This window comes from Blastomonas sp. AAP25, assembly GCF_001295965.1.
Taxonomy (GTDB): domain Bacteria; phylum Pseudomonadota; class Alphaproteobacteria; order Sphingomonadales; family Sphingomonadaceae; genus Blastomonas; species Blastomonas fulva.
In genome coordinates, this window is sequence record NZ_LJHP01000005.1 from 186,786 (window position 1) to 212,080 (window position 25,295).

Here is a 25,295-nt window from a genome sequence, read left to right on the forward strand (position 1 = left end):
TTGAAGGCGGCTATTGTCCGGTCTTGAGATACCAGCGCTCACCGCCTTCAAGGCACAGCGCGGTGAGCATGCCGCTCATATAGGCACCGGTATCGATTCCGATGCGGTTGGGGCATTCCTCGACGTCGTCGGTGATGGTGTGGCCGTGCACGATCAGTTTGTCGTGCGGGGCTTCATCCATAATGAAATCCTCGCGGATCCAGCGCAGATCCTTGGGCCGCTGGTCCTCGATCGGCACCCCGGGGCGGACCCCTGCGTGGACAAAGGCATAATCGCCCATCACGATGCGATCCTTGAAACCCGACACGAAATCGACATGCCTGTGCGTCAGCAGTGCCGGCATCCGCGCGGCGAGCTCTTCCATGCTCAGCTCGTTATAGTCCTGCGGCGTGATGTCATAGCTCAGAATGGTTTCGCGACCGCCGATCTTGCAGAAGAAGCGCACCAGCTTCTCGTCGCCGCTGGCAGCGCCCAGATACACCTCTTCGTGGTTGCCCATCAGGAAGTGCGCGTTTTCGCCCAGCGATTGCGACACCTCGATGGCGCGATCAATCACGCCCGAGCTGTCTGGGCCGCGATCCATCAAGTCGCCAAGGAACACGATATGGGTGTCGGCGGCGCCGCGCGCGCGGTCGTCGGCGACGATCTGGTCGAGCAGCTGGTCGAGCAGGTCACGGCGACCGTGCACATCGCCGATCGCGTAGACACGCCGACCGTCAGGAAGTCTCGCGGTATCGATCGGGGCAGCCGGTTTCGGCTTTCTGCGCAGCAAGGCCTTGAGCATGATGCTTTCGATTCTTCAAATGATCAGTGTCGTGCGTCGCCCCAAGCGGCTGCTATATGCGCCAATTGGCGAAAAGTTCAACCATCTGTTGTTCGCAGCTGCAGCAATGGCATCAAACCCTCCCCCGAGGGGGAGGGTCCGTTGATCATTCCGCCGCGAAGCTCAGTCCGGCCTTCGCCACCAGCCGCGCGACCAGCTTGTCGCCCAGCACCGCGCCCGGGGTCACGATGCCGCCTTCGCCTGCGGGCACGTACTGCACCAGGCACAGCGCGCTTTCGGCGATCATCTTGGAGGTCGAGCCATAGCCGGGGTCCTTGTCGCCCTTGACGCCATAGGTTTGAACCTGGCCATCGGGCATCTCGGCGATGAACAGCACGTCGTAGAAACCGTTTTCGCGCTCTTCCTTGCTGGGGCCTTCGCCGGGCTTGGGGCCGCCTTCGCCGCCCATCATGTCGGTGGTGGCGAGGTGCTTGGCGATCGCCTCGCCCTTTTCGCCCGGACCGGTGAGCATCATCTCGTCATAGACGAAATCCTGTCCATAGGGGTGACCCAGCAGCGCATTGGTGCGGTGGACGTTCTTGGTGTTGATCGGCGCCATGATGAACGGCGCGGCCCAGCTGCCGAGGGCCTCGTCGTGCTCGGGCTTGTTGCCCTTGGGCTGGGCGGGGCCTTCGAAGCCGCCCGCCAGGCTGAACGGGTTGACCAGATAGCCCAGCACCGCGGGATCCTTGGCAGCAGCGGCCATCGTCGCCTTGAGCGAGGCGGCGGTACCGCCCGAGAAGGTGCCCTGCATTGCCCGCACCCGGCCCTTGATCCGCGGGGCAGGCTTGCCGAAGCGGGTGACGCATTCCTTCTGCAGCATCAGCACGCCCAGATCGAAGGGAATCGAATCGAAACCCGTCGAAAACACGATGCGCGCACCGCTGGCCTTGGCGGCGGCGTCATACTTGTCGATCATCTGGCGCATCCAGGCAGGCTCGCCGCACAGGTCGACATAATCGGTGCCATTGGCAGCGCAGGCGGCAACCAGCGGCTCGCCATAGAGCTGGTACGGGCCGACCGTGGTCAGCACCACCTTGGTACGCTTGGCCATCGCCTCGATCGTCTCGGGCACGTCGGCATCGGCGACCACCACCGGCGTGTCGGCGGGAAGGCCCATTTCGGCAAGCACCGCTGCCATCTTGTCGGCCGAGCGCGCCGCGACCGCCCATTTGGGGGCATCGCCGCCCTGGCCATAGGTGTTCTGCAGATATTCGGCGACCAGCCGCCCGGTAAAGCCGCTGGCACCATAGACGATCACATCGAATTCGCGGTTCTCTCTGGGCGACATCGGCTCTCTCCTGCTTGATTGTGGTTGCGGTGTTCTATGGATCACAGTTTCGGCAGCGTCACGCCGCGCTGGCCCATATATTTGCCCGCGCGGTCGGCATAGCTGATCTCGCACGGCTCGTTGCCCTTGAGGAACAGGAACTGGCATGCGCCTTCATTGGCGTAGATCCTGGCGGGCAACGGGGTGGTGTTGCTGAACTCCAGCGTCACATGCCCCTCCCAGCCGGGCTCGAGCGGGGTGACGTTGACGATGATCCCGCAGCGCGCATAGGTCGATTTGCCCAGGCAGATCACCAGCACATCGCGTGGCACGCGGAAATACTCGACCGTACGCGCCAGCGCGAAGCTGTTGGGCGGGATGATGCAGACATCGGTCTTGCGGTCGACAAAGCTGTCGGGATCGAACTGCTTGGGATCGACCACCGAGGAATTGACGTTGGTGAAGATCTTGAACTCGTCCGCCACCCGCGCGTCATAGCCATAGGATGACAGCCCATAGGATATGCAGCCATCACGCCTCTGGGCCTCGACGAACGGCTCGATCATGGCATGGTCGTGCGCCTGGGTGCGGATCCATTTGTCGGAAAGGATGGACACTTCGCGATCTCTCCATTTTCGTCATTCCCGGCAAAGCGGGAATCCCGCTGGCGGGTGCAAAGCGGGACCCCCGCGTTCGCGGGGGTGACGGGGTTAAGCTGTCATTCCAGATTGGCCGGGCCGAACGCGGCTGGCAAGAGCACCGAGAGCCGGTGCTCGATCCAGCCGTTGGCATGGCCCGAATAGACGACAGGATCGGTCCCGCCCAGTTGTGCAAGTTCGTTCATCACCTGGCGGCATCGGCCGCAGGGGGTCACCGGCGCAGCCGTTGGCGCAAGCGCGCCGTCATCACCCAAGGGGCCGCCCATGATCGCAACCTCGACCAGCCCGGTGCGGCGTCCCTGCAGGTTCGCGGCAATCGCCGCTGCCGTCTCGGCGCAGATGGCAAGGCCATAGCTTGCATTCTCGAAATTGCTGCCGGTAATCACGGTGCCATCGTCGAAGCGGAAGGCTGCGCCGACATGGAAGCCCGAATATGGCGCATAGGCGGTCAGCGCCGCGCCGCGCGCCGCCTCCAGCAGATCGCGGGTCGTCGTCTCGTCACTCATGGTCGCACCACATTCCAGCGCACGCCCTGCGGCGCGCCGTTTATCCGGTAGAAGCTGCTCGATTGCCACATCACCCAGCGCTTGGCGGCATAATCGGGGGGAACGAAATCGCCCAGCAGCCACACGGTGCGGGCAAGTCCGTCGCTGATCTGATAGGCGCTTTCGAAGTCCGATGAAATTCTCAGCAGCGCAGGCTTGCCGCTGTGGTTTTCGATCTGGTTCAAGAAGGTGTTGAGCTCGCCCAGTAGCATCGCGCGGTCGGGACGGGACTTGCAGGCCTCGTCAAGCTCCAGGCTGACCACCGGCGGCAGCATCGCCGGGTCGCGCGGCACGGTGGTGATGAACAGCTCGGCCTGCTGCGCCTCGCCCGCGCACAGGCTGAATTCGTGCACTGGGCCAAAGCGCATGCCGCTGAGCCGCGCGCCCTTGATGTTGGCGGCAAAGCGCGGATCGCGGGTCGCTCCCCCGGCGCTGGCGCGGACATAGGCGAAATCCGCACCCATTGCCGCGAGCGTCGGCCAGGCGAGATCGCCATCGCTGGCGCTGACGTACAGCCCCTGCACCGGATAGTCCTTGCGCGAGGGCGCCCATCCGGTGATGCCGCCCCAGATCAGCCCGCCCAGAACGGCGAGCAGCAGCGCGAGCAGCGCAAGGCCGATGGTCCAGCGTTTCAGGGTGGATGTCCGCATGATTGTGCTGATCAGCCCTTGATGTGCAGCACGCAGATCAGCGTGAACAGCCGCCTTGCGGTGGGAAAATCGATTTCGATCTTGTCCTGCAGCCGCTCGACCAGCAGTTCCGCCGCCTCGTTGTGGACGCCGCGCCGTGCCATGTCGATCGTCTCGATCTCCTGCGCGGTCGCCTTGCGGATCGCCTGGTAATAGCTGTCGCAGATCGCGAAATATTCGCGGATCGGGCGGCGGAAGCGGCCCAGCGCCAGCACCAGTGTCTCAAGATGCGTGCCGTCCTCGCGTGCGATGGTGATCGCCAGCCGCCCCTCGAACACCGCAAGGCTCAGCCGGAAGGGGCCTGAATAATCATCGGGATAGGGCTTGAGCGGCTTGAAGAAATTGTCCTCGATCAGGTCGAAAATGGCGATGCGCCGTTCCTGCTCGATATCCGCGTTTCGCCACAGGATGGTCTGCTCGTCGAGCTCGACATGAATGATGCGCGGATCGGACATAAGCCGCAGTCTTTCGCCTATGCACCGGGGCTGGGCAAGCGGAAAAACCCGGCAGCCTCGCTGTCCGGCGCCTTGTCCACACGATTATTGGCCGCAGTGCCTTGCGCGCCACAGCGTCCGCAGCGAATATATGGGCATGGCCCAAGACACCCTGCTTCAGTCCGCTCCTCCTCCCGCGCTGCCGCCGCAGATCGCAGCCCCGATCGCGCGCGACACCCCCGAAGCCAAGCTGCCGCGCAATATCGAGGCGGAGGCCGCGTTTCTGGGCGCGCTGCTGATCGACAACCGGATCGCGGAAGAGGTTGGCGCGCGGCTCAAGGCGGAGCATTTCTTCGAAAGCGTCCACCAAAGGCTGTACGCGCAGATCATGCGGCTGATCGACAAGAACGTAACCGTGACCCCGGTGACGCTCAAGCCGTTCTTCGAAAGCGATGCGGGTCTCGCCGAGCTTGGCGGGATGCGCTATCTCGCGCGGTTGACCGGCGATGCCGGCGGCCTGATCGGCGCGCGGGACTTTGCCGAGCAGATCTATAACCTCGCGCTGTTGCGCGAGCTGATCCAGGTCGGGCGGACGCTGGTCGACAAGGCCATGGACACCAGCGAGGCGGTCGACCCCTTGGGCCAGATCGAGCAGGCGGAAGCCGCGCTCTACAATGTCGCGCAGGGAGAGGGCGACACCAGCGGCGCGGTGCATTTCAACGTTGCGGTCGGCGCTGCGCTCGGCATGGTCGAAAAGGCGCTCAACAGCGGTGGGCACGTCTCCGGCGTCACCACGGGGCTGACCGATCTCAACGCCAAGATCGGCGGCCTGCATCCGTCCGATCTTCTGATCCTCGCCGCGCGCCCCGGCATGGGCAAGACCTCGCTCGCCACCAACATTGCCTTCAACGCCGCCTCGCGCTGGCGGCTGGACAAGGCGGCGGGGATCGAGGACGACAAGAATGTCGGCGCAAAGACCGCGTTCTTCAGCCTCGAAATGTCATCCGACCAGCTGGCGACGCGTATCCTGGCCGAGCAATCGCGGATCAGCTCGGAAAAGCTGCGCATGGGGCAGATCGCGCGCAACGAATTCCAGCGGCTGGTGACAGCCTCGCAGGAGCTCGAAGACCTGCCGCTGTTCATCGACGATACGCCCGGCCTCACCATCGCCGCACTGCGCGCCCGCGCACGCAGGCTCAAGCGCAAGCACGATATCGGTTTCATCGTCGTCGATTATCTCCAGCTGCTGCAGGGCACGGGCCGCAACGAGGGCCGCGTCAACGAGATTTCGGAGATCAGCCGCGGTTTGAAGACGCTGGCCAAGGAATTGCAGGTGCCGGTGATGGCGCTGTCGCAGCTCAGCCGCGCGGTGGAAAGCCGCGAGGACAAGCGCCCGCAGCTTTCGGATTTGCGCGAGTCCGGCTCGATCGAGCAGGACGCCGATATCGTGCTGTTCATCTATCGCGAGGAATATTACCGGCTGATGGTCAAGCCCGATGGCCCGATCATGGACCCCAAGACCGCCGCGGACGAAGAGATCAATCAGAAATACCGCGAGTGGGAGGACAAGTTCAGCCCCACCGCCAACAAGGCGACCGTGATCGTCGCCAAGCAGCGCCATGGCTCGACCGGCAACGTCCAGCTGCGCTTCGAAAGCGAGATCACCAAGTTCAGCGACTTGGCCAGAGAGGATTATATGCCCGGCGGGTTCGACGAATAGGGAAAGGGTCGCCACATCGCACCAGCGTATGAGTGCTTCCGATTATCTGTAGGCCCCGGCCTGCGCAGGGGGCCGGACAGGTTCAAGCCTTCAGCGGGCGATACTCCCGGCGGAAGATGCCGGCGCGGATGCGGGTGTATTCATTGCCGACGAAATCATAGACGACGCAGCTGTTGATGTAATAGCGGTCGCCTTTCATCATCGGGCGCACCGCGAAGTCCGGCGCATCGCGCAGCGCGACGAATTCGGATTCAAGCTCGGCGGCCAGCACATTGCCATCGGCAAAACAGTTGCGGATCTCGATGGTGCGCTGCGCCGTCGCCTTGACCGTGGTGTAGAATTTGACGATGGCATCGCGTCCGATCAGCTCACGCCCGCTGCCGATCACCAGCCGTATATCGGGCGAATAATGCGGCACCAGATTGGCCCAGTCGCTGGCATTGAACGCTGCCATATACGCGCGAAAGCGGTCTTCCTGTGTCATGTCGGCTGACCCGGCTGCGAGCTGAACCGGGCCGAGCGCACCCGTGTGAAGCGCTCGCCCGCAATATCGTACATCACGAAATTGATGCTCTGGCGGCGGTCGCCCGCCTTCATCGCCCCCGTCGGCATGTCGGGCCAGTCGCGACGTGCGACCAGGGTGGTTTGCAGCTCGGCAAGGCAGTTGTTGCCCGATGCTGCCCCTACGAAGGTGAGCAATTCCAGCTCCTCGTGCAGATAGCCATGGGCGTTGCGGTAGAAATCGATCACCGCCTGACGCCCGGTCAAGGTCGCGGCTTGCCCGGCAAACTGCACGTCATCGGCATAGTAGCGCCCGAAAGCGTCAAAATCGGAACGGTTGAAGGCTGCAAGATAGGCTTCGAACCATTGGCGCATCTGAGCTTGAGCGGGCGTCCTGACGCCGGTTCCCGCCAGCGGTGCGGCCTTGGCAACGCTCGCGCCTGCTGGCAAGGCCATCGACCCGGCCAACCCGGTGAGAACCGCACCCGCGACGAAAGCACGGCGTGAGCCGTCTGTGCTCAACTTCTTATCGTTGCAATCTTCCATGTTCACGTCCGCACCACGGTCATCAGATAGTTCAACGCCACATTATCGCTCAGGTGCAGGCCCTTGATCGGGTCCCAGGCGATGCCGCGTGTATCGATCACGCTCAGCCCGGCGGCGCTCAGCAGGTCGCTCAGCTCCTCCGGCGTCAGGAACTTGTGCCAGTCGTGCGTGCCGCGGGGCACCTGGCCGATGCGTTCGGCAGCCTCGACCAGCATGATCCGCGACATCGTGGTGCGGTTGGGGGTGGACAGCAGCATCAGCCCGCCGGGGGCCAGCACGCGGCCCAAGGCGGCGACGAACGCGGCCGGATCGGTGACATGCTCGATGACCTCCATCGAGGTAACGAGATCGAACTGTTCGCCCTCCAGTGTCTCGATATCGGCGCAGCGGTAATCGACCGTCAGGCCGACGGCAGATGCATGCGCAACTGCTGCCGCGACATTCTCCGCCGCCGCGTCCAGCCCGGTGACCTTGGCCCCCAACCTGGCCAGTGGCTCTGTCAGCAGTCCCGCGCCGCAGCCCACATCGATCGCGCTTCTGCCCGCCAGCGGCTTGCGCGCCGCGCCGGCCTCGGGCCAGTGATGATCGATCGCATTGCGGATATAGGCCAGCCGCACGGGGTTGAGCCGGTGCAGCATCGCCGATTCGCCCCTCGGGTCCCACCATTCCGCTGCCAGCCGACCGAAATGCGCGGCCTCTTTGGGGTCGATCGTTCCGTTACGGGCTTCTGCGGTTGCGGTGCTTGCGTTCATCATGGGGCCTCTCTATGGCAGCGCCCGACTATAGGGGCGAACTTCGCATAAGGGAAAGTACGAACGGGCAATGGCACGGATCGTCATGAAATTCGGCGGCACTTCGATGGCCGGGACAGAGCGCATCCGCAGGGTTGCGCGCATCGTCAAGCGTCAGCAGGACGCCGGGCACGAGGTTGCGGTGGTCGTCTCGGCGATGGCGGGCGAAACAGACCGTCTGGTCAATTTCTGCCGCGAGGCCAACCCATTGTATGACCCTGCCGAATACGACGTGGTTGTCGCCAGCGGCGAGCAGGTGACCAGCGGACTGCTGGCCATCGCGCTGCAGGCGCTTGGAGCCGAGGCGCGCAGCTGGCTGGGGTGGCAACTGCCGATCCGCACGGTCGAGGCGCACGCCAAGGCGCGGGTCGAGACGATCGATGCCGATGCGCTGATTGCCGAGATGCAGAAGGGCGTGATCGCGGTCATCCCGGGCTTCCAGGGCGTCAGCCATGACGGGCGGATCACCACCCTTGGGCGCGGCGGATCGGATACCTCGGCGGTCGCGGTGGCAGCGGCGGTCAAGGCCGACCGGTGCGACATCTACACCGATGTCGACGGGGTCTACACCACCGATCCGCGCATCGTCGCCAAGGCGCGCAAGCTGCGCCATGTGACCTATGAGGAAATGCTCGAACTGGCGAGCGTCGGCGCCAAGGTGCTGCAGACCCGCTCTGTCGGCCTGGCGATGAAGGAAGGGGTGCGCGTTCAGGTGCTCTCCTCGTTCATCGAAGACGATGCCCCTGCGGCTGACACGATCCCCGGCACGATGATCGTCAGCGATGAAGAACTGGAAGGAATGGACATGGAACGCCAGCTGATCACCGGCATTGCGCACGACAAGAACGAAGCCAAGATCACGCTGACCCGCGTGCCCGACAAGCCCGGCGCGGTCGCCAACATCTTCGGCCCGCTCGCGGAAGCTGCGATCAACGTCGACATGATCATCCAGAACGTCGGCCGCGACAAGGGTGAGACCGACGTGACCTTCACCGTGCCTGCCGCCGATCTGGCGCGCTCGATGGACCTGCTCGAGGCCGCCAAGGACCAGATCGGTTTCAACCGCATCATCCCCGATACCAATGTCGCCAAGATCTCGGTGGTCGGCGTCGGCATGAAGAGCCATGCCGGTGTCGCGGCGACGATGTTCAAGGCGCTCGCCGACCGCGGCGTCAACATCGTCGCGATCTCGACCAGCGAGATCAAGGTCAGCGTGCTGATCGAAGAGGATTATACCGAGCTTGCCGTGCGCGTGCTGCACACGGCCTATGGGCTGGATGCGGTAGAGGCTTGAAGGCTTCGGTCTCCTGCGAAGGCAGGAGCCTATCTCCTGCGTTTGCCTCGTATCGATAGCTCTGGAGATGGCCCCCTGCCTTCGCAAGGGAACCGGAACAGGATAGAATTATGACCAACCACCCCCTGACCGACACCGCCATGGCGCGTGGCACCGCGTTTCTCGGCAGCGAGACCGCGATCATGTGCGGGGCGATGAGCTGGGTGTCGGAGCGCAACCTGGTTTCGGCAATCTCCAACGCGGGCGGCTTTGGCGTGATCGCGTGCGGGGCGATGACCCCTGCGCTGCTCGATGCCGAGATCGCCGCGACCAAGGCTCTTGCCACCAAGCCGTTCGGCGTCAACCTGATCACCATGCACCCGCAGCTGATGGAGCTGATTGCGGTGTGTGCCTCGCACCAGGTCAGCCACATCGTGCTGGCAGGCGGGCTGCCGCCCAAGGGCAGCATCGAGGCGATCAAGGCCGCAGGCGCCAAGGTGGTGTGCTTCGCTCCGGCGTTGGCGCTGGCCAAGAAGTTCATCCGATCGGGCGTCGATGCGCTGGTGATCGAAGGCATGGAGGCGGGTGGCCATATCGGCCCGGTATCGACCAGCGTGCTGGCGCAGGAAATCCTGCCAGAGGTCGCCCATGAAGTGCCGGTGTTCGTTGCCGGCGGCATCGGCCGGGGCAGTGCGATCGCCGCCTATCTGGAAATGGGCGCATCGGGCGTGCAACTGGGCACGCGCTTTGTCTGCGCACATGAATCGATCGCGCATCCGGCGTTCAAGAAGGCGTTTCTGCGCGGCAATGCGCGCGATGCCATCGCCAGCGTGCAGGTCGATCCGCGCCTGCCGGTGATCCCGGTGCGCGCGCTCAAGAACAAGGGCACCGAGGAATTCACTGCCAAGCAGCGCGAAGTCGCGGCGCTGCTCGATTCCGGCGGCATCGACATGAACGAGGCGCAGCTTCAGATCGAGCATTTCTGGGCAGGCGCGCTGCGCCGTGCTGTGATCGATGGCGATGTCGAGAACGGATCGGTGATGGCGGGCCAGTCGGTGGGCATGGTCAACGCCGAGGAAAGCGTCGCCGATATCATCGCCACGCTGATGCAGGAAACCGAAACGGCGCTCGCCCGCTGATACGGGGAGCGCCGCTTGTTGGGTGGGCCTTGGCTCAGGCCGGGAGTGTCTTCAGACGGTTCAGTCGCCCTCGGGCTCTGCTGCCGGGTTTGCGGTGGCCTCTGCCGGGTTGGGCGTGGAGCCTTCGGGCGAGGTGGCCGCACCCGTAATCCAGATGATGCTGAGCGCGAGGATGGCAAGCGCGGTCGAGATCAGCAGCACATAGCGCACGATTCCCCGCTTCTGCCCGCCGCTGGCTTCTTCGGTGTTCATTTCAACTTCTTCGCCGTGTCTGATCATTGCCGACCTCCTCTTGGTAACAGACCATGACTACGCAAAATCCGCCGAAATGGTTCCCCTCGGCGCTATGCCGATGGCCCGGTGGTGGTCAGCAGAAACCAGGCCGCGATTCCCGCCAGACCGATCGCCAACGCGTGCCTGGTGCGCTCCATGCGTCCCGGCTGGCTGAGCAGCGGATGCATCCTGGCAGCCAGCAGCACGATGGCCAGATGCACACTGGTCGCAACCGCCACGCTGATCGCGGTCAGCCCCAGACCGGTCGCCAAAGTGGGCCCGGTTTCGGGAAGAAAGCGCGGCACGATCGCGACATAGAACAGGGCCGCCTTGGGATTGAGGACGTTGGTGATCACCCCGCGGCTGAAATAGCGCGCCCCGGTGCGGCTGATAGATGCGGTGCCGGCGGGCGAGGTTTCGGTCTCTCCGCGCCAGGTCTCCCAAGCGAGATAAAGCAGATACAGTCCGCCCGCCCAGCGCAGCGCGCCCCAGATCATCGGGCTCGCGGCAATCAGCGTCGCCAGCCCGGCGGCTGCGGCGATCCCGATCAGCGAAAGCCCGAGCGCGACACCTGCCACCGCCGCCAGCCCGGCCTTGCGCCCGGCCGCTAGCGTCAGCGCCGCCAGATAGGCCATGTTCGGCCCCGGCGTCAGTTCGATCACGAGAACAGTCATGACATAGCTTGCTAACATTGCGGCATAGCCTAGGCTGCTGACAGCCAAGCGCAATGCATCAGGATGCGGGCGCTGGATTAGGGAATGACGGACGCGATGTTGAAGCGGCAGGAACGGCACGAATTTTCAAAACCGGTGGGGCTGGTGGTGGCCTGCTGGACCGACGAGGCGTTCCTGGCCGGCATGATGGAGGCGCAGGGCTCGCGCGATGTCAGTGTGACTGTCGAACGGCCCGAGCCCGGGCAGATCCATGTCGCGATCACGCGCCAGGTGCCGGTCAAGGCGCCCGCGCTGATTCGTTCGGTGATCGGGTCGTGGCTCAACCTGACCCAGAACGATATCTGGCAGCAGCACGCCGATGGCAGCTGGACCGCGGTGCGCAACGCCAAGCCCAAGGGGCTTGCGGCAGAGGGCGCCGCGCAGATCACGCTTGCGCCCAGCTCGGACGACGCCACGCAGTGCGAGGCGCAGATCAGCGTCTCCAGCCGCGCGCCGATGGTCGCCGACATGGTCGAGAAACTGATGCTCGAGGACAGCACCAAGCTGTTGCTGGAAGAATTTGCCTGGATCGACACGCACGGCTGAGGCGCGCGGACAGGCGTTGGCAAGGGGAGAGATGCACATGACGATGACCGGAGGCTGCCTGTGCGGCGCCGTGCGCTACACCATCGAAGGCGACCCGCTGCTGAGCGCGGTGTGCCATTGCCGCAACTGCCAGAAGCAGGCGGGCAGCGCGATGTCGGTGCTGATCGGGGTGCGCGACACGCAGATGGAGATCACCGGCACGCTGACCACCTATCAGGACACCGGCGAGAGCGGTGACCCGGTCTATCGGCGTTTCTGCGGGATCTGCGGATCGCCGATCCTGTCCGACCTTCCCAGCCAGCAGGGGATGCACTTCGTCAAGGCGGGCACGCTCGACGATGTCAGCGGGCTCGACCCGAAGATGCACTTCTGGACCGCCAGCGCGCAGCCCTGGGTGCGGTACACCGAGGATGCGGTGAAGTTCGACAAGACGCCGGGCTAGGGAGCAACGGACATTTCTCCCCTCCCGCAGGCGGGAGAGGAGAGGGTCGTCAGGCTCACCCCGGCTCCCAGCCCGGCTCGGCCATCACGAAGCCGCTGAATTCGAACCCTGGCGATACCATGCAGCTGACCAGCGCCCAGCCATGGAGCGAGCGTGCGGCCTGCCAGTGGTGCGGGGGGATGACCAGTTGCGGTGATTGGCCTGCGGCAAAATCGTTGCCCAGCACATGCCACGCCACGGGCCCGTTGTCACCCGGAGCGGTGCCGACCTCGAGCGGGGACCCGGCATGCCAGCACCAGATTTCGGTCGCATCGACGGTGTGCCAGTGCGATTGCTGGCCCGCTTCGAGCAGGAAGTAGATCAGCGTCTCGCTGGCCCGGCCATCGGCGTCGGCTGCGCCGCGCCAGGTCTCGCGGTACCAGCCGCCTTCCGGGTGCGGGGAAAGGGCGAGCCGGTCGATCAGCTCCCGAGGCGTTTCGCTCATTGCGCCGACGCTGCGTCGCGCTGAGCGGCGAGCTGGCCGCCCATCGCCGCAGCCGTACCGAACAGCTTATCAGGATCGCTGAACCGCAATTTGGCGAGCATGTCCTCCAGACCTTCCGCCACCACGATCTCCGGGTGGCCGGCAGCAATATCGGCAAGGATGCGCTGGGCGCAAACGGCGGGATCCATGCCATTGGCAATGGTACTGTCGGTCTTGCCGTGCAGGCTGCCATCGGCTGCGAGCGCATTGGCGGACACCTGCGTCCGGACCGATCCGGGCAGCACCGTATGCACCTTCAGCCCGTAATGCAGTTCGGTTTCCGCGCGCAGCGCATCGAGATAGCCGATCAGCCCGTGCTTGGCGGCGCAATAGGCGGTGCGCAACGGCACGCCGGCGCGGCCCGCGACCGAGGATATGCCCACGATCATCCCCGATTTTCGGCCTGTCATGTGCGGCAGCAGCAACTGGGTCAACCAGATCGGGGCGAGCAGATCGACCGCAATGATCCGGTCGTAGACCTCAAGCGCAGTGTCCACCGCAAGGGATCGCTGGCTGATCCCGGCATTGTTGATCAGGCCATCGACATGGCCCTGCCAGGCGATCGCCTCCTCGACGATGCCGGGCAGCGCCTGCTTGTCGGTGGTCTCAAACGGGAGGACGAGGCTGGATGTCGGCAGCCGGTCGGCAACCGCCTGTAACGCATCGCTGCGGCGGCCCGAAAGGATCAGCGATGCGCCCTGCGCGGCAAAAGCCTCGGCCAGGGCCTCGCCAATTCCCGATGATGCCCCGGTGATCCAGATGACCTTGCCCGAATATTCCATTTGCCTGTCTCTCCGTTTCTGGTTGGCGGCCATCAAAGAGCGCAGGCGCCCGCACGGCAAGCAAAAATGCGCGATCCGCGACGGCCCTTGCCATTGGCGTGTTGCGGCAGTAAGACGCCCACCCGCTCCAGCTATAGTGCAGGACCCTACGGTTTCATGACTTCCGCCTATCCCACCGCCCGCCCGGTCATCTCCGCGACCGGCCTTTTTACCCCCGCCGACAGCATCAGCAACGACGAGCTGGTTGGGAGCTTCAACGCCTATGTTGCGCAGCATAACGCGCAGCATGCCGCCGCGATCGAGGCCGGGGAGATGACTGCGCTGCAGCCGTCGTCGGTCGAGTTCATCGAAAAGGCGAGCGGGATCAAGGCGCGCAAGGTTCTGTCCAAGGCGTCGATACTCGACACCAACGTGATGTGCCCGCGCTTCGACGAGCGCCCGAACGAAGAGATTTCGGTGCTCGCCGAGATCGGTGTTGCCGCCGCGCGCGATGCGCTGGCGCGCGCCGGGCGCGATGCCAAGGACGTGGATGCAGTGCTGGTCGCCTGCTCCAATCTGCAGCGCGCGTACCCGGCCATCGCGATCGAGGTGCAGGACGCGCTCGGGATCCAGGGCTTCGGATTCGACATGAACGTCGCCTGCTCGTCGGCGACCTTTGGCATCCAGACCGCTGCCGATTTCATCCGTGCAGGCAATGCCCGGTCGGTGCTGGTGGTAAGCCCCGAAATCTGTTCGGGCCACCTCAACTGGCGCGATCGCGACAGCCATTTCATCTTCGGCGATGTCGCCACAGCTGTACTGATCGAAGATGCCGACTTTGCCCCCGCAAGCCATTGGGACATCCTGGGCACCCAGCTCAAGACTCGGTTCTCGAACAACATCCGCAACAACTTCGGTTTCCTCAACCGCACCGCGCCCGAAAGCCGCGACGATGCCGACAAGCTGTTCGTCCAGGAGGGCCGCAAGGTGTTCAAGGAAGTGGTGCCGATGGTCGGCGAACTGATCACCGATCATATCGCCCGGCTGGGGATCGCGCCCGAGCAGTTGCGCCGGCTGTGGCTGCATCAGGCCAATGCGGGGATGAACCGGCTGATCGCGCAGCGCGTGCTGGGGCATGAGGCGAGCGAGGACGAGAGCCCGACGGTGCTCGACACTTATGCCAACACCTCTTCTGCCGGGTCGATCATCGCCTTCCACCTGCACCATGACGACCTGAAGCCGGGCGACACCGGGCTGATCTGCTCGTTTGGCGCGGGCTATTCGGCAGGATCGGTGGTCATCCGCAAGGCGGGCTGAGCCGATGGCGGTGACGGTCGAGACGCTGCCCACCGCCCGCATCCATGCGGCGATCGACGCGCTTGCCGCCTTGCGCATCGCGGTGTTCCGCGAATGGCCGTATCTCTATGACGGCGATCTCGATTACGAGCGCGGCTATCTTTCCGAATTTGCCGCTGCGCCCGATGCGGTGCTGGTGATTGCGCGCGAGGGCGATACCATTGTCGGCGCGGCCACCGCATCGCCGCTGGCGGCGCAGAAGGAAGAGTTCCTGTCTCCCTTCATGGCGCATGGCTGGGATGTCGGCCGCACGTTCTATTTCGGGGAGTCGGTGCTGCTGCCGGGCTATCGCGGGCAGGGCATCGGTCATGCGTTCTTCGACCAGCGCGAGGCGGGGGCCAGGGCGGCAGGCGCGGACATTGCCACTTTCTGCGCGGTGCAGCGCCCCGCCGACCACCCGCTACGCCCTGCGGACTACCGCGCGCTCGACGCTTTCTGGATCAGCCGTGGCTATGGCAGGGTCCAGGGGCTGACCACCAGCTTCGACTGGCTCGACATCGGTGATGCGCAGGAGACGCCGCACCCGATGCAGTTCTGGGCGCGGGACCTGTAGCATTCCCCCCGTCATTCCCGCGAATGCGGGAATCCCGCTATGGCCGAAACGTCAGCGCAGAAGCGGGTCCCCCGCCTTCGCGGGGGTGACGGTGAAAAAGCAATGGGTCGTCAGCCCTCCTTGGGCATCTTCACCTTGGGCTTGGTCGCGAACGGCTTGATGCCGAACTCGGGATAGACGTCGCTGGGGTAATAGAACACGCCATCCTTGGCGACCATGCGGATCGCCTTGATCGCCTTGAGGTCCTTGGTGGGATCGCCCTGGATCAGGAAGAAGTCGGCGTATTTACCCTTCTCGATGCTGCCCAGCGACTGTTCCTGGTCGAGATACTCGGCCATGTCATAGGTCGCGCGGCGCAAAATCTGCGCGGGGGTCAGGCCGGCCTTCTGGTAGAGTTCGAGCTCGCGGTGATAGGTGAAGCTGCCGCCCATGTCGGTGCCGGGAATCAGGAAGATGCCCGCATCGTGCATCTTCTTGATCGTGGCAGTGATCTTGTCGAATGCGCCGCGATACGCCTTGTCGTCGGCGGGGCTTTCGATGTTCGACCATGCCTGCTTGGCGCTGCGCTGGACGCCTACCGGCATGTTGGCGACATAATCGACCATGCCCGGATTGATCGTGCCGTTGCGCGCCAGCAGCAGCGATTCATGGATCGCGAAGGTCGGGTCGATGGTGACCTTCTTTTCGACCATCGCGCCTATCGTCCTGTTCACCTTCTCGCTTTCGAGATCGAGGCTGGGCAGGCGCTTCAGGGCTGTCAGGCGCAACAGGGTGCGGGTATCCTCCTTGGGCTCGAGCACCCAGCCCAGCATCACCTGGTTGATATGGGTCATCTCGTCATAGCCTGCGGCGATCATCGCATCGGCGTTGGTGAAGGCGGGGACATGGCCCATGACGTGGAGGCCAAGCGCCTTGGCCTCTTTCACCAGCGCGGGGATCCACTCGGGGTTCATGCTGTTGTAGATCTTGATCGCCTGGAAATCGCGCGCGGCATAGAAGCGCGCGGCGTCGACCGCCTCCTGCTGGCTGTTGACGAGCTTGCCATTGTTCGAGCTGAAGGGGCTCTTGCCCTCGATGAAGCCCGATTTGGTGATCCGCGGCCCGGCCAGCACGCCGCTGTCGATCCGTTCGATCAGGCCGTCGAGCACATCGATCTCGTTGCCCATGTCGCGCACCGAGGTGATCCCGGCTAGGATGTTGAGCATTGCGTCTTCCTGGCCGATATGCCCGTGCATCTCGTAAAGGCCGGAGACCAGTGTACCGCCATTGCCGTCGATGGTAACCTCGCCCTCGGTGGCGGGACTGTTCACAGGCAGCACGGCGGAGATGTGCCGTCCGCTGACCACCACGCTCTTGGGCTCGGTGAGCTTCATGGTCACCGGATCGAACAGCCGAACGTTGGTGATGCGCACCGGCGCCTTGTAGCTGTTGGCCGCCTTGGCCTGCATCTTGACGAAGCGTTCGGTCGAATATTTGACCGCAAGGTCACGCAGCTTAAGGTCCTCGCCCTCGAAGCCCTTGCGCACGAACACTGCGCGCGGGGAAATTGCCGCAAACAGCGCGCCGGTGTCGTCGAGCAGGAAATAGCCGGGGTCGAGATCGTTGCCCGAAAGCGCATAGGAGGTGACGGTCATCGCACCGCCGGTGCCGGAGACCTGCACCTTTTCGAGCTCGGCAAGGCTGAGCGCGCCGCCGGGAAGCGCAGGCAGCGAACGGTCGTCATCGGCAAGCAACGCGCGGGCATACATCCCAGCGGCCCAGGGGCTGCCTTCCTGCGCGACATAGATCGCCGGACCCTTGGGCTTGGCGGTGCCGCTGCCGGTCGAATCGGTCCAGCGCGCAGTGCCACGCTGCATCGCGAAGCTCTCGTTGATCGCGTTGCCGAAGGTCGAGTTGCCGGTGATCTTCCAGGATGTCGGCATGCCCTTGGCATCAAGCCGCAGCTCTTCCTTCATCGTGGGGCCGCGGCCGTTGTTCTTGTAATCGTAATCGATCTTCACCGTGTCACCGCTGCGCACAACGTCGAGATGGCCGACGCGGGTGCCGCCGATGATGACGGTGAAATTCTCGCTGGTGTCAGTGCCTTGCGCGTGCGCGCCGAACAGCGGCGCGATGGCGAGCGCCAGCGCGACGGAACCGAATTTGCTGAATTTGCCGAATTTTTGCGTGCGAGCCGACATGGCCTGTCCTTCCCTGAGAATTTTTTGTTCGGAAGACAGTGGGCTAGGCAGGCGGAGATGGCAAGCGGGAGGAGGGTCAAAACGCCTCCCCCAGACGCGCTGGGGGAGGGTTTGTCAAAGTGGCATCAGCCCGCAGGATTGCCCTGGGCGATGCTCAGTTCGGCCATCAGTGCGTTGCGGTCTTCAGCCGCCACCGCGAGAACATGGCTGCGCACCTCGTCGGTGCGGCGGGCCAGCGCGGAACTGACCTGTTCCTTGCCCTGCGCGCAGCGGCCATTGGTTGAGCCCTCGATCAGCTTGGTGGGCACCAGGGTGCGCACCACATGGCTGCCCTGGCCGGCAGGTGCCTGGAGGTGCCGTTCGACCGAGATTTCCGCTTTCCACATGCACCGCGCCGTGCTCGGGCGGTTGGGGGTCATGTTGCCCACCTGGCGATAGCTCACCATGGTCTTGGGCTGGTAGACGGCCGTCACCTGGCGTTCGCCATGGGGTACCTCCACCTGATGGCGGATGTCCTGATAATCGGCGGCGACGGTGGGAGTAGCAAGTCCTGCAACTGACAATGCCGCTATGATTGCGGTCGTTGTGATTTTCATTTTTCTGTCCTTTCCAATGGATGATGCATTGGTCGGGATACGCAGGGTTAAAACGATCGAAAGACCGGGCCTGAAGCCCGGGATGGTTGCGCATCCCGTAGCGGTCCGACATCACGCCGAATGTGCAAGGCATCATTCGTCGCCAGAGGGGCCCGGCCCGCTACGTCCTACATATGGCAGCGCCGTGCTATGTCAACCATACGCGCGCGCAAATGCCGCAATATGCTGCGCAGCATAATGCGGTCCGGCGAGCAGTTGTTGGTGTCAGATCTGGCGAGCGAAAGCGGTCAGTTCGGCCCTCAGGTTGGGGTTGGCATCGGCGACCTTGGCACAGATCGTTTCGTAAACCGCACCGCCGTCCTCGTGTGCGCCATCCCTGAAACCCATCGACCAGTCGCCGAACTCGCGTTGCGGGATCGTCTTGCGAGCAAGCAGAACCTGTCCGCGATGACGCGGATCGCGGCGGATGCGCTCGAAGGTAGCATCGATGGCCTCGCTCGGCCCTTCCAGCACCTGGAGAAACCTCTTGCCGTTGAACATCAGCAGTCCGGTAATGTCGTTCGCACTGTTGTTCCGCCGCGCAACTGCAAGAATTGCGTTGAGGTTCACCATTTCACTTGGCGACACCGTACTGATGTACAGGATCTGTTCGATGGGAGCCGCGCCGGTCATGAGCCGACATTGCCGCAGGCCGGTTAAGGGACCGTGAACGCGAGTTTGTGCTTGCGACCAACCGATATCAGGTGAATTTCGTCAGAATATCGGGTCGTTTGCACCGTTGTCTTGACCGGTGCCAGGCAGCGGCGTGACATCGCTGTGGATGCCGCATTCGGTCTTGTCCCAGCCCTTCCAGCGGCCCGAGCGCGGGTCTTCGCCCGGCGCGACCTTGCTGGTACACGGCGCACAGCCGATCGAGGGATAGCCCTGCGATTCCAGCGGATGGCGCGGCAGGTCATGCTCGGCGAAATACGCATCGAGCATGTCCTTGCCCCAGCTGGCGAGAGGGTTCAGCTTGAACCGGCCCTGCGCATCGCTGGTGTCGATCTCGAAGCGCGGCAGTCCCTGGCGGGTGGCGGACTGGAAGCCCTTGCGGCCGGTAATCGAGCCGTCAAAGCGCAGCAGCGCCTTGGCGAGCGGCCGCACCTTGCGGATTTCGCAGCAGCCATCGGGGTCGTACGACCAGCGCAGGCCATTGGCATCCTGACCCGCGACCTCGTCAGCCTCGGGCGCGAGCAGGACGAGGTTGGTCAGCCCCAGCCGCTCGACCAGCGTATCGCGATAGGTCAGCGTCTCGGCGAAATGCTTCTGCGTGTCGAGGAACAGCACCGGAAGAGTCGGATCGACGCTCGCCACCATGTGCAGCAGCACCGCGCTCTCCGCGCCGAAGGAGGAGACCACCGCCAGATCACCGACCAACCCGTCGCGGATGACGACGCGCATCATCTCGGCGGTGTCGGTGCCGCGGAACATGTTGTTGAGCCGGATCGCATCGCTTTCGGTGAAGCGCGGCTTGAGATCGATCTGGTCGCGCACGCGCTGGCCTGCCGAGGCCCGGGCGCCCGATGCCTGGGTCTGCTTCATGATGTCACCTGATGGCGCTTGGCCCAGATCGCGGCGATACCGTCGCTGGTCTTCTGGTAGAAGTCGGGGAAGAAGCCCTCCGCCGCCTTCACATCTTCGGGGTTGAGCGGCTTGTTGGGCGCGAAGCTGTCGAACCCGCAGCGGCGCAGAAAGACGAACTGGTCGACCAGCACATCGCCGGTGGCCCGCAGCTCGCCCGCATAGCCCGCCTCGCGCAGGATCTGCGCCGAGGAGAAGCCGCGGCCATCGCCGAACGCTGGGAAGTTGACCTCCACCAGCTTGATCTGGCCCAGATGCGGCAACAGCGCGCGCGCATCGTCGCCCGGCTCGATCCGCACGGCGGCGCCGTTCGATCCGGCAGTGAAGTCGGCGAGCGATACTGCCAGTTCGGTAACGGCGGGCGCATCGCGGTAGATGATCTGCGGCTCAGCCATAAAGCGCCTCCTTGAACGGTTCCATGCCGATGCGGCGATAGGTATCGACGAAACGCTCGCCAGCCTGACGCGCGCCCAGATAGACGTTGGTCACGGTTTCGACTGCGTCGACCACACCGTCCTCGTCGAAGCCGGGGCCGACGATCTTTGCGATCGAAACGTCTTCTGCCGCCGATCCGCCGAGCAGCAACTGGTAGTTCTCGACGCCCTTCTTATCGACCCCCAGGATGCCGATATGGCCGGCATGGTGGTGGCCGCAGGCGTTGATGCAGCCCGAGATCTTGAGCTTGAGTTCGCCGAGCTCGCGCTGCCTGCCGGTGTCGGCGAAGCGTTCGGAAATCTTCTGTGCCACCGGGATCGAGCGCGCATTGGCCAGGCTGCAATAGTCGAGACCAGGGCAGGCGATCATGTCGCCGATCAGGTCGAGATTTGCCGATGCGAGCCCCGCGGCATCGAGCGCCTGCCAGATCGCATGCAGATCGGCCTTGCGGACATGCGCGAGCACGATGTTCTGCGTGTGGGTGACGCGCAGTTCATCGAACGCATAGCGCTCTGCGAGGTCGGCCATCAGGTCGATCTGCTCGGCGGTGGCATCGCCGGGGATGCCGCCTGCGGGCTTCAGGCTGATGGTCACCGAGGCATAGCCCGGTGTCTTGTGCGCATGCGTGTTCTGGTCGACCCAGACCGCAAAGTCGGGGTCGGAGCGGTCGATGTCATCGCTCAGGCCCTGCTCGAAGGCGGGGTCGGTGAAATAAGCGCTGATCCGCTCGAGCTCGGCCACCGGGGGATTGAGCCCCAGCGTCTTCATGTGCGCGAACTCTTCCTCGACCTGGCGGCGGTATTCGTCCGCACCGATTTCGTGGACGAGGATCTTGATCCGCGCCTTGTACTTGTTGTCGCGGCGGCCATAGCGGTTGTAGACGCGAAGGCACGCTTCGGAATAGCTGATCAGCTCTTCAGCCGGAACGAACTCGCGGATGCACGGCGCGATCATCGGGGTGCGGCCCATGCCGCCGCCCACGAAGAACTTCGCGCCCAGCACGCCGTCTGCGCTCTTCACCAGCTCGATGCCGATATCGTGCAGCCGCATCGCGGCGCGATCGGTGGCCGACGCGATCACCGCGATCTTGAACTTGCGCGGCAGCAGCTGGAATTCGGGATGGAAGGTCGACCACTGGCGCAGCAGCTCGGCCCAGGGGCGCGGATCGGCGATCTCGTCGGCGGCGGCGCCCGCGAAATGGTCAGAGCTGATGTTGCGGATGCAGTTGCCGCTTGTCTGGATGGCGTGCATCTCGACTGTCGCCAGATCGGCGAGGATGTCGGGGGTCTCGTCCAGCTTGATCCAGTTGTACTGGATGTTCTGCCGGGTGGTGAAATGGCCATAGCCCTTGTCGTACTTGCGCGCGATGTGCGCCAGCATGTGCATCTGCTTCGATGACAGCGTGCCGTAGGGGATCGCGACGCGCAGCATGTACGCGTGCAGCTGCAGGTACAGCCCGTTCTTCAGGCGCAGATGACGGAACTCGTCCTCGGGCAGGCTGCCATCGAGACGGCGGCGCACCTGATCGCGAAATTCCGCGACGCGCGCATCGACCATCGCCTGATCATATTTGTCGTATTGATACATGGCCTATCCTCAATAAACTTCAAACAGCGGCGGCAAAGCCGCGCACCGCGACCACATCGAGCCGCTGGCTGGAAACAATGCGGCCCAGTTGCGAGAGGCCTTCCCCGTCGATCGGCGTCACGACATGCGCCGCGCGGATCGCCTCGAAACCGGCGGATGTCGCCGGGTCGTCGTAACCAAGCGCGGTCGGATAGCCGACCGACATGGCGTAATCCCATTCTTCGAACCCTGACGCCGACCGGGCCAGCCAGAAGCCGGTGAACAACCCCTGATCGAGCGCCTGCTGGTCCATCACCAGCCAGTTCGCTGCCAGATACTGCCCCAACGCATCGGCCTTGCCCGGCAGCGCCTTGAGCAGCGTCTGCTCAACCACCACCGTGGGGCGCGCGGCGGCTGCAAAAGCAGGCGCGGCCAGCACTCCGCCGCCGAGCATGGCAAGGCCGGCAAGTCCTGCGGTCATGGTCTGGCGACGCGACGGCATGATTCAGGCCTTCAGGATCGGGATGCTGGTGTTGATGGCGAGGTCGGGGCGCACCGTGGGGCCGAATGCGCGGACGCGTTCCTTGATGTGCAGCGGCATGGGGCCCTGATCGGTCTGCCGGCCATCGACGATATAGGGCACGTTGACCCTCAATGCGGCTTCCTCGCGCGCCAGGATCGCGTCGGCCTCTGCGCCTGCATCGGCGCTGTCGGCCAGATGGCGCGACCAGCGGGTTTCGCCCGCCCACCAGATGACATCTCCGGTCTTCAGATCGTTGCCGGTGAGGATTTTCATGCCAAGGACTCCGTAAAAGGCGTCGGCTCCAGATGCTGGGCGAACAGAGTGGGCAGGCAATCGGTGGCGCGCGCGCGGGTCACCACGTCGCCGATCACGATCAGTGCCGGGCTCACAACGCTTTCGCGCGCGATCATCGGGCCAAGATCAGTGAGCAGCGTGCGCAAGGTGCGCATGTCGGCCCGCGTTCCCTTTTCGAGCACGGCAACCGGAGTATCGGGCGACAGGCCGTCGGCGATCAGCTTTTCGGCGATCGCATCGCCGGTGGCGACGCCCATATAGATAACGAGCGTGCGGCCCTTGCCCGCAAGACCCGACCAGTCCTGCTCGGTCAGGCCCTTGCACTGGCCCGCGACGAAGGTGACCGCGCTCGAAAGATCACGATGGGTGAGCGGCAACTGCGCGGCGGCAGCGCTGCCATTGGCGGCGCTGATCCCGGGGATGACCTCGACCGCGACACCTGCTGCGCGGCAGTCATCGACCTCTTCGCCGCCACGACCGAAGATGAAGGGATCGCCGCCCTTCAGCCTGACGACATCATGGCCCTTGCGAGCTTCGGCGATCAGCAGTGCGTTGATGTCGTCCTGCGGTAGCGTGTGACGCGCGCGCTTCTTGGCGACCGAAATCAGCCGGGCATCGGGGCGGGCGAGCGCCAGGATCGCATCGTCGACCAGCCCGTCGTGCACGATCAGCGATGCCTTCGCGATGATCCGCGCGGCCTTCACCGTCAGCAGGTCGGGGTCACCCGGACCTGCGCCGACAAGCCAGACAGTGCCGGTAGCACCAGGGGATTGCAGATGGGTCATGCCGTTGGTCCTTTCCAACGGTGCATCTGGTCGGTGCGCCCTGAAGTTGCAAAGCAGAACCCCTTTGGGCTCGCCTAGTTTTGCTTTTGCTGGGCGCAAAAGCTCAGGAAACTCAGTCCTGCTTGAGCCCGATGCCGATGGTGGCGCGCGGCTGCTCCATCTCGTTGGAGACCACCGGATAGGCGCAATAGTCGGCGGCATAATAGGCACTGGCGCGGTGGTTGCCCGACAGGCCGACGCCGCCGAACGGGGCCTTGGACGAGGCGCCGTTGGTCGGGCGGTTCCAGTTGACGATGCCTGCCTTGATGTTGGCCCAGAACTGCTTGTAGTGCTGCGGACTGCCCCCCACCAGAGCGGCAGACAGGCCGAAGCGGGTGTTGTTCGCCTCGTTGATCGCCTCTTCGAACGAGCTGACCTTGATTACCTGCAGCAGCGGGCCGAACAGTTCGATATCGGGGCGGTCCTTGATGTTGGTCACATCGATGATCGCGGGCGACAGCAACGGCACCTTGTCGTCCAGCCGCACAAGATGCTTGATCACCCGGCCGCCATTGCTGAGGAAATACAGGAAGCTCTCTGTCAGGCCGTCGGCGGCTTGGTTGTCGATCACCGGGCCCATGAACGGCTGCGGGTCGTCGAACGGCCTGCCGACGATGATCCGGTCGGCCAGCTTCTTGGTCTCGGTGATCACCGCGTCATAGATGGTGTCGCGCACGATCAGGCGGCTGGCAGCGGAGCAGCGTTGGCCTGCGGATGTGAAGGCGGACTGGATGATCAGCGTCGCGGCATCGGCGATGCACGGCGTGTCCCAGATCACCATCGGATTGTTGCCGCCCATTTCCAGCGCGACGATCTTGTCCGGGCGGCTGGCGAGCGTGCGGTTGATCGCGATACCGGTGGTGGCAGAGCCGGTGAACAGGATGCCGTCGACATCCTCATGCGCCACCAGCGCCTTGCCTTCGTCCGCAGCGCCGATCAGTAGCCGCACCACGCCTTCGGGAATGCCCGCCTGATGCAGGCACTCGACCAGCATCGCGCCGACTGCCGGTGTCTTTTCGGACGGCTTGAACACTACCGCGTTGCCCGCGATCAGCGCGGGGATGATGTGGCCGTTGGGCAGGTGCGCGGGGAAGTTGTAGGGGCCCAGCACCGCCATCACGCCGTGTGGCTTGTGACGTAGCGCCATGGTGCCGCCCAGCGCGCTGTCCAGCTTGCGCTGCGCTGTGCGCTCGGCATAGGCGGAGACCGAGATATCGACCTTGGCGATCACCGATTCCACTTCGGTGCGCGATTCCCACATGGGCTTGCCGGTTTCACGCGCGATCAGGCTGGCGAACTCTTCCTGGCGCGCACGGACCTGATTGGCAAAGCGGCGGCACAGCTCGATTCGCTTGGTAACCGCCATGGCAACCCATTCGGGAAAGGCGGCGCGTGCCTTGGCCACTTCGATATCGACATCGCCATGCGCCCCAGCCCACAGTCGGGCGCCGGTCGCGGGTTCAAAGGAGACAAGTTCAGGCAAAAGTCACGCTTTCTGGCGGTCGTGAAGCGACGGGTATGGCCATCCGGCATCCGGATAGCAAGCTTTGGTCGAGACTGAAACTATTGAACATGCCTGTGACAAAATAACGGCCATTTCTGGGGCTTGCACATCGAGTAACCTATGTTAACGTCCGCCCCGGCTGGTTAACACCACTCGGCGAACAGGGTCGCATGAGTAAGTTTAAAGCCGGGGGCAA

Annotated in this window: 30 protein-coding genes; 7 read left to right on the forward strand and 23 right to left on the reverse strand. The window is 64.1% G+C overall.

Annotated features, from left to right (window positions below):
- Nucleotides 1–10: 10 nt before the first annotated feature.
- From IP68_RS05575 to IP68_RS05600, 6 genes are all read right to left on the reverse strand, one after another.
- Nucleotides 11–784, reverse strand: coding sequence for a metallophosphoesterase family protein (locus tag IP68_RS05575; RefSeq protein WP_054133979.1), 774 nt, complete (start codon nt 782–784; stop codon nt 11–13).
- Between the two features lie 145 nt (nt 785–929).
- The gene (locus tag IP68_RS05580; protein WP_054133980.1) at nt 930–2,114 is read right to left on the reverse strand and encodes a trans-acting enoyl reductase family protein; all 1,185 of its coding nucleotides are present in this window, start codon (nt 2,112–2,114) and stop codon (nt 930–932) included.
- A 41-nt stretch (nt 2,115–2,155) separates the two neighbouring features.
- Nucleotides 2,156–2,710 (reverse strand): dCTP deaminase, encoded by a 555-nt coding sequence (gene dcd, locus IP68_RS05585; RefSeq protein WP_054133981.1) that lies wholly within the window; start codon nt 2,708–2,710, stop codon nt 2,156–2,158.
- A gap of 101 nt (nt 2,711–2,811) precedes the next feature.
- A complete protein-coding gene (locus IP68_RS05590) occupies nt 2,812–3,276 on the reverse strand; it encodes a cytidine deaminase (RefSeq protein ID WP_348638119.1) in 465 nt (154 codons plus the stop codon).
- Nucleotides 3,255–3,947, reverse strand: a complete 693-nt coding sequence (locus tag IP68_RS05595) for a glycoside hydrolase family 25 protein (protein WP_054133983.1) — start codon at nt 3,945–3,947, stop codon at nt 3,255–3,257. The genes IP68_RS05590 and IP68_RS05595 overlap by 22 nt, the downstream gene beginning before the upstream one ends.
- Nucleotides 3,948–3,958: 11 nt before the next feature.
- Entirely contained in the window at nt 3,959–4,441 is a 483-nt protein-coding gene (locus IP68_RS05600; protein ID WP_054133984.1) for a UPF0262 family protein, read from the reverse strand.
- Between the two features lie 136 nt (nt 4,442–4,577).
- On the opposite strand from IP68_RS05600, the gene IP68_RS05605 reads away from it, so the two are divergent.
- Entirely contained in the window at nt 4,578–6,140 is a 1,563-nt protein-coding gene (locus IP68_RS05605) for a replicative DNA helicase (protein WP_231683754.1), read from the forward strand.
- An 82-nt stretch (nt 6,141–6,222) separates the two neighbouring features.
- Here IP68_RS05605 and IP68_RS05610 read toward each other — a convergent pair whose 3' ends face one another.
- The 3 genes from IP68_RS05610 to ubiG form a co-directional block, all read right to left on the reverse strand.
- A complete protein-coding gene (locus IP68_RS05610; RefSeq protein WP_069050742.1) occupies nt 6,223–6,624 on the reverse strand; it encodes a nuclear transport factor 2 family protein in 402 nt (133 codons plus the stop codon).
- The gene (locus tag IP68_RS05615; RefSeq protein ID WP_171900226.1) at nt 6,621–7,097 is read right to left on the reverse strand and encodes a nuclear transport factor 2 family protein; all 477 of its coding nucleotides are present in this window, start codon (nt 7,095–7,097) and stop codon (nt 6,621–6,623) included. The genes IP68_RS05610 and IP68_RS05615 overlap by 4 nt, the downstream gene beginning before the upstream one ends.
- Nucleotides 7,098–7,189: 92 nt before the next feature.
- The gene (gene ubiG / locus IP68_RS05620; protein ID WP_054134335.1) at nt 7,190–7,939 is read right to left on the reverse strand and encodes a bifunctional 2-polyprenyl-6-hydroxyphenol methylase/3-demethylubiquinol 3-O-methyltransferase UbiG; all 750 of its coding nucleotides are present in this window, start codon (nt 7,937–7,939) and stop codon (nt 7,190–7,192) included.
- Nucleotides 7,940–8,009: 70 nt separating this feature from the next.
- Between ubiG and IP68_RS05625 the strand changes: the two genes are divergently transcribed.
- Nucleotides 8,010–9,272 (forward strand): aspartate kinase, encoded by a 1,263-nt coding sequence (locus IP68_RS05625; RefSeq protein ID WP_054133987.1) that lies wholly within the window; start codon nt 8,010–8,012, stop codon nt 9,270–9,272.
- A 110-nt stretch (nt 9,273–9,382) separates the two neighbouring features.
- Nucleotides 9,383–10,390 carry a nitronate monooxygenase family protein gene (locus IP68_RS05630; RefSeq protein ID WP_054133988.1) on the forward strand — a complete coding sequence of 336 codons (1,008 nt, stop codon included), beginning with the start codon at nt 9,383–9,385 and terminating at the stop codon, nt 10,388–10,390.
- A gap of 60 nt (nt 10,391–10,450) precedes the next feature.
- Here the strand turns inward: IP68_RS05630 and IP68_RS05635 are convergent, their stop codons facing one another.
- Entirely contained in the window at nt 10,451–10,642 is a 192-nt protein-coding gene (locus IP68_RS05635) for a hypothetical protein (protein ID WP_231683756.1), read from the reverse strand.
- 92 nt (nt 10,643–10,734) lie between these two features.
- On the reverse strand, nt 10,735–11,337 hold the full coding sequence (locus IP68_RS05640; RefSeq protein ID WP_231683758.1) for a LysE family translocator: 603 nt from the start codon (nt 11,335–11,337) through the stop codon (nt 10,735–10,737).
- Nucleotides 11,338–11,421: 84 nt separating this feature from the next.
- Here IP68_RS05640 and IP68_RS05645 point away from each other — a divergent pair, with 84 nt between their 5' ends.
- Nucleotides 11,422–11,922, forward strand: coding sequence for a DUF2505 domain-containing protein (locus tag IP68_RS05645; protein ID WP_054133991.1), 501 nt, complete (start codon nt 11,422–11,424; stop codon nt 11,920–11,922).
- 37 nt (nt 11,923–11,959) lie between these two features.
- Entirely contained in the window at nt 11,960–12,364 is a 405-nt protein-coding gene (locus IP68_RS05650) for a GFA family protein (protein WP_054133992.1), read from the forward strand.
- Between the two features lie 55 nt (nt 12,365–12,419).
- On the opposite strand, the gene IP68_RS05655 is transcribed toward IP68_RS05650, so the two are convergent.
- Nucleotides 12,420–12,848 (reverse strand): cupin domain-containing protein, encoded by a 429-nt coding sequence (locus IP68_RS05655; protein WP_054133993.1) that lies wholly within the window; start codon nt 12,846–12,848, stop codon nt 12,420–12,422.
- Nucleotides 12,845–13,669, reverse strand: coding sequence for an SDR family NAD(P)-dependent oxidoreductase (locus tag IP68_RS05660; RefSeq protein WP_054133994.1), 825 nt, complete (start codon nt 13,667–13,669; stop codon nt 12,845–12,847). The genes IP68_RS05655 and IP68_RS05660 overlap by 4 nt, the downstream gene beginning before the upstream one ends.
- A 156-nt stretch (nt 13,670–13,825) precedes the next feature.
- Here IP68_RS05660 and IP68_RS05665 point away from each other — a divergent pair, with 156 nt between their 5' ends.
- Nucleotides 13,826–14,965, forward strand: coding sequence for a beta-ketoacyl-ACP synthase III (locus tag IP68_RS05665; RefSeq protein WP_054133995.1), 1,140 nt, complete (start codon nt 13,826–13,828; stop codon nt 14,963–14,965).
- Nucleotides 14,966–14,969: 4 nt separating this feature from the next.
- A complete protein-coding gene (locus tag IP68_RS05670) occupies nt 14,970–15,557 on the forward strand; it encodes a GNAT family N-acetyltransferase (RefSeq protein ID WP_054133996.1) in 588 nt (195 codons plus the stop codon).
- A 110-nt stretch (nt 15,558–15,667) separates the two neighbouring features.
- Here the strand turns inward: IP68_RS05670 and IP68_RS05675 are convergent, their stop codons facing one another.
- The 10 genes from IP68_RS05675 to astD form a co-directional block, all read right to left on the reverse strand.
- Nucleotides 15,668–17,737, reverse strand: coding sequence for an amidohydrolase family protein (locus tag IP68_RS05675; RefSeq protein ID WP_054133997.1), 2,070 nt, complete (start codon nt 17,735–17,737; stop codon nt 15,668–15,670).
- A 125-nt stretch (nt 17,738–17,862) separates the two neighbouring features.
- The gene (locus IP68_RS05680) at nt 17,863–18,333 is read right to left on the reverse strand and encodes a hypothetical protein (RefSeq protein WP_054133998.1); all 471 of its coding nucleotides are present in this window, start codon (nt 18,331–18,333) and stop codon (nt 17,863–17,865) included.
- A 264-nt stretch (nt 18,334–18,597) separates the two neighbouring features.
- Nucleotides 18,598–19,005 carry a BLUF domain-containing protein gene (locus IP68_RS05685; protein WP_054133999.1) on the reverse strand — a complete coding sequence of 136 codons (408 nt, stop codon included), beginning with the start codon at nt 19,003–19,005 and terminating at the stop codon, nt 18,598–18,600.
- 81 nt (nt 19,006–19,086) lie between these two features.
- Complete coding sequence (locus IP68_RS05690) at nt 19,087–19,914, reverse strand: phosphoadenylyl-sulfate reductase (RefSeq protein ID WP_054134000.1); 828 nt, start codon at nt 19,912–19,914, stop codon at nt 19,087–19,089.
- Nucleotides 19,911–20,348 carry a DUF934 domain-containing protein gene (locus IP68_RS05695; RefSeq protein ID WP_054134001.1) on the reverse strand — a complete coding sequence of 146 codons (438 nt, stop codon included), beginning with the start codon at nt 20,346–20,348 and terminating at the stop codon, nt 19,911–19,913. Before IP68_RS05695 ends, IP68_RS05690 begins: the two co-directional genes overlap by 4 nt.
- On the reverse strand, nt 20,341–21,975 hold the full coding sequence (locus tag IP68_RS05700; protein WP_054134002.1) for a nitrite/sulfite reductase: 1,635 nt from the start codon (nt 21,973–21,975) through the stop codon (nt 20,341–20,343). The genes IP68_RS05695 and IP68_RS05700 overlap by 8 nt, the downstream gene beginning before the upstream one ends.
- Before the next feature lie 19 nt (nt 21,976–21,994).
- A complete protein-coding gene (locus IP68_RS05705; protein WP_156317956.1) occupies nt 21,995–22,456 on the reverse strand; it encodes a hypothetical protein in 462 nt (153 codons plus the stop codon).
- Between the two features lie 3 nt (nt 22,457–22,459).
- Nucleotides 22,460–22,750, reverse strand: coding sequence for a DUF2849 domain-containing protein (locus tag IP68_RS05710; RefSeq protein WP_054134004.1), 291 nt, complete (start codon nt 22,748–22,750; stop codon nt 22,460–22,462).
- Nucleotides 22,747–23,556: a uroporphyrinogen-III C-methyltransferase gene (cobA, locus tag IP68_RS05715; RefSeq protein ID WP_054134336.1), complete on the reverse strand. Its 810-nt coding sequence runs from the start codon at nt 23,554–23,556 to the stop codon at nt 22,747–22,749. Before cobA ends, IP68_RS05710 begins: the two co-directional genes overlap by 4 nt.
- A 112-nt stretch (nt 23,557–23,668) precedes the next feature.
- Complete coding sequence (astD, locus tag IP68_RS05720; RefSeq protein WP_054134005.1) at nt 23,669–25,078, reverse strand: succinylglutamate-semialdehyde dehydrogenase; 1,410 nt, start codon at nt 25,076–25,078, stop codon at nt 23,669–23,671.
- Nucleotides 25,079–25,295: the final 217 nt, after the last annotated feature.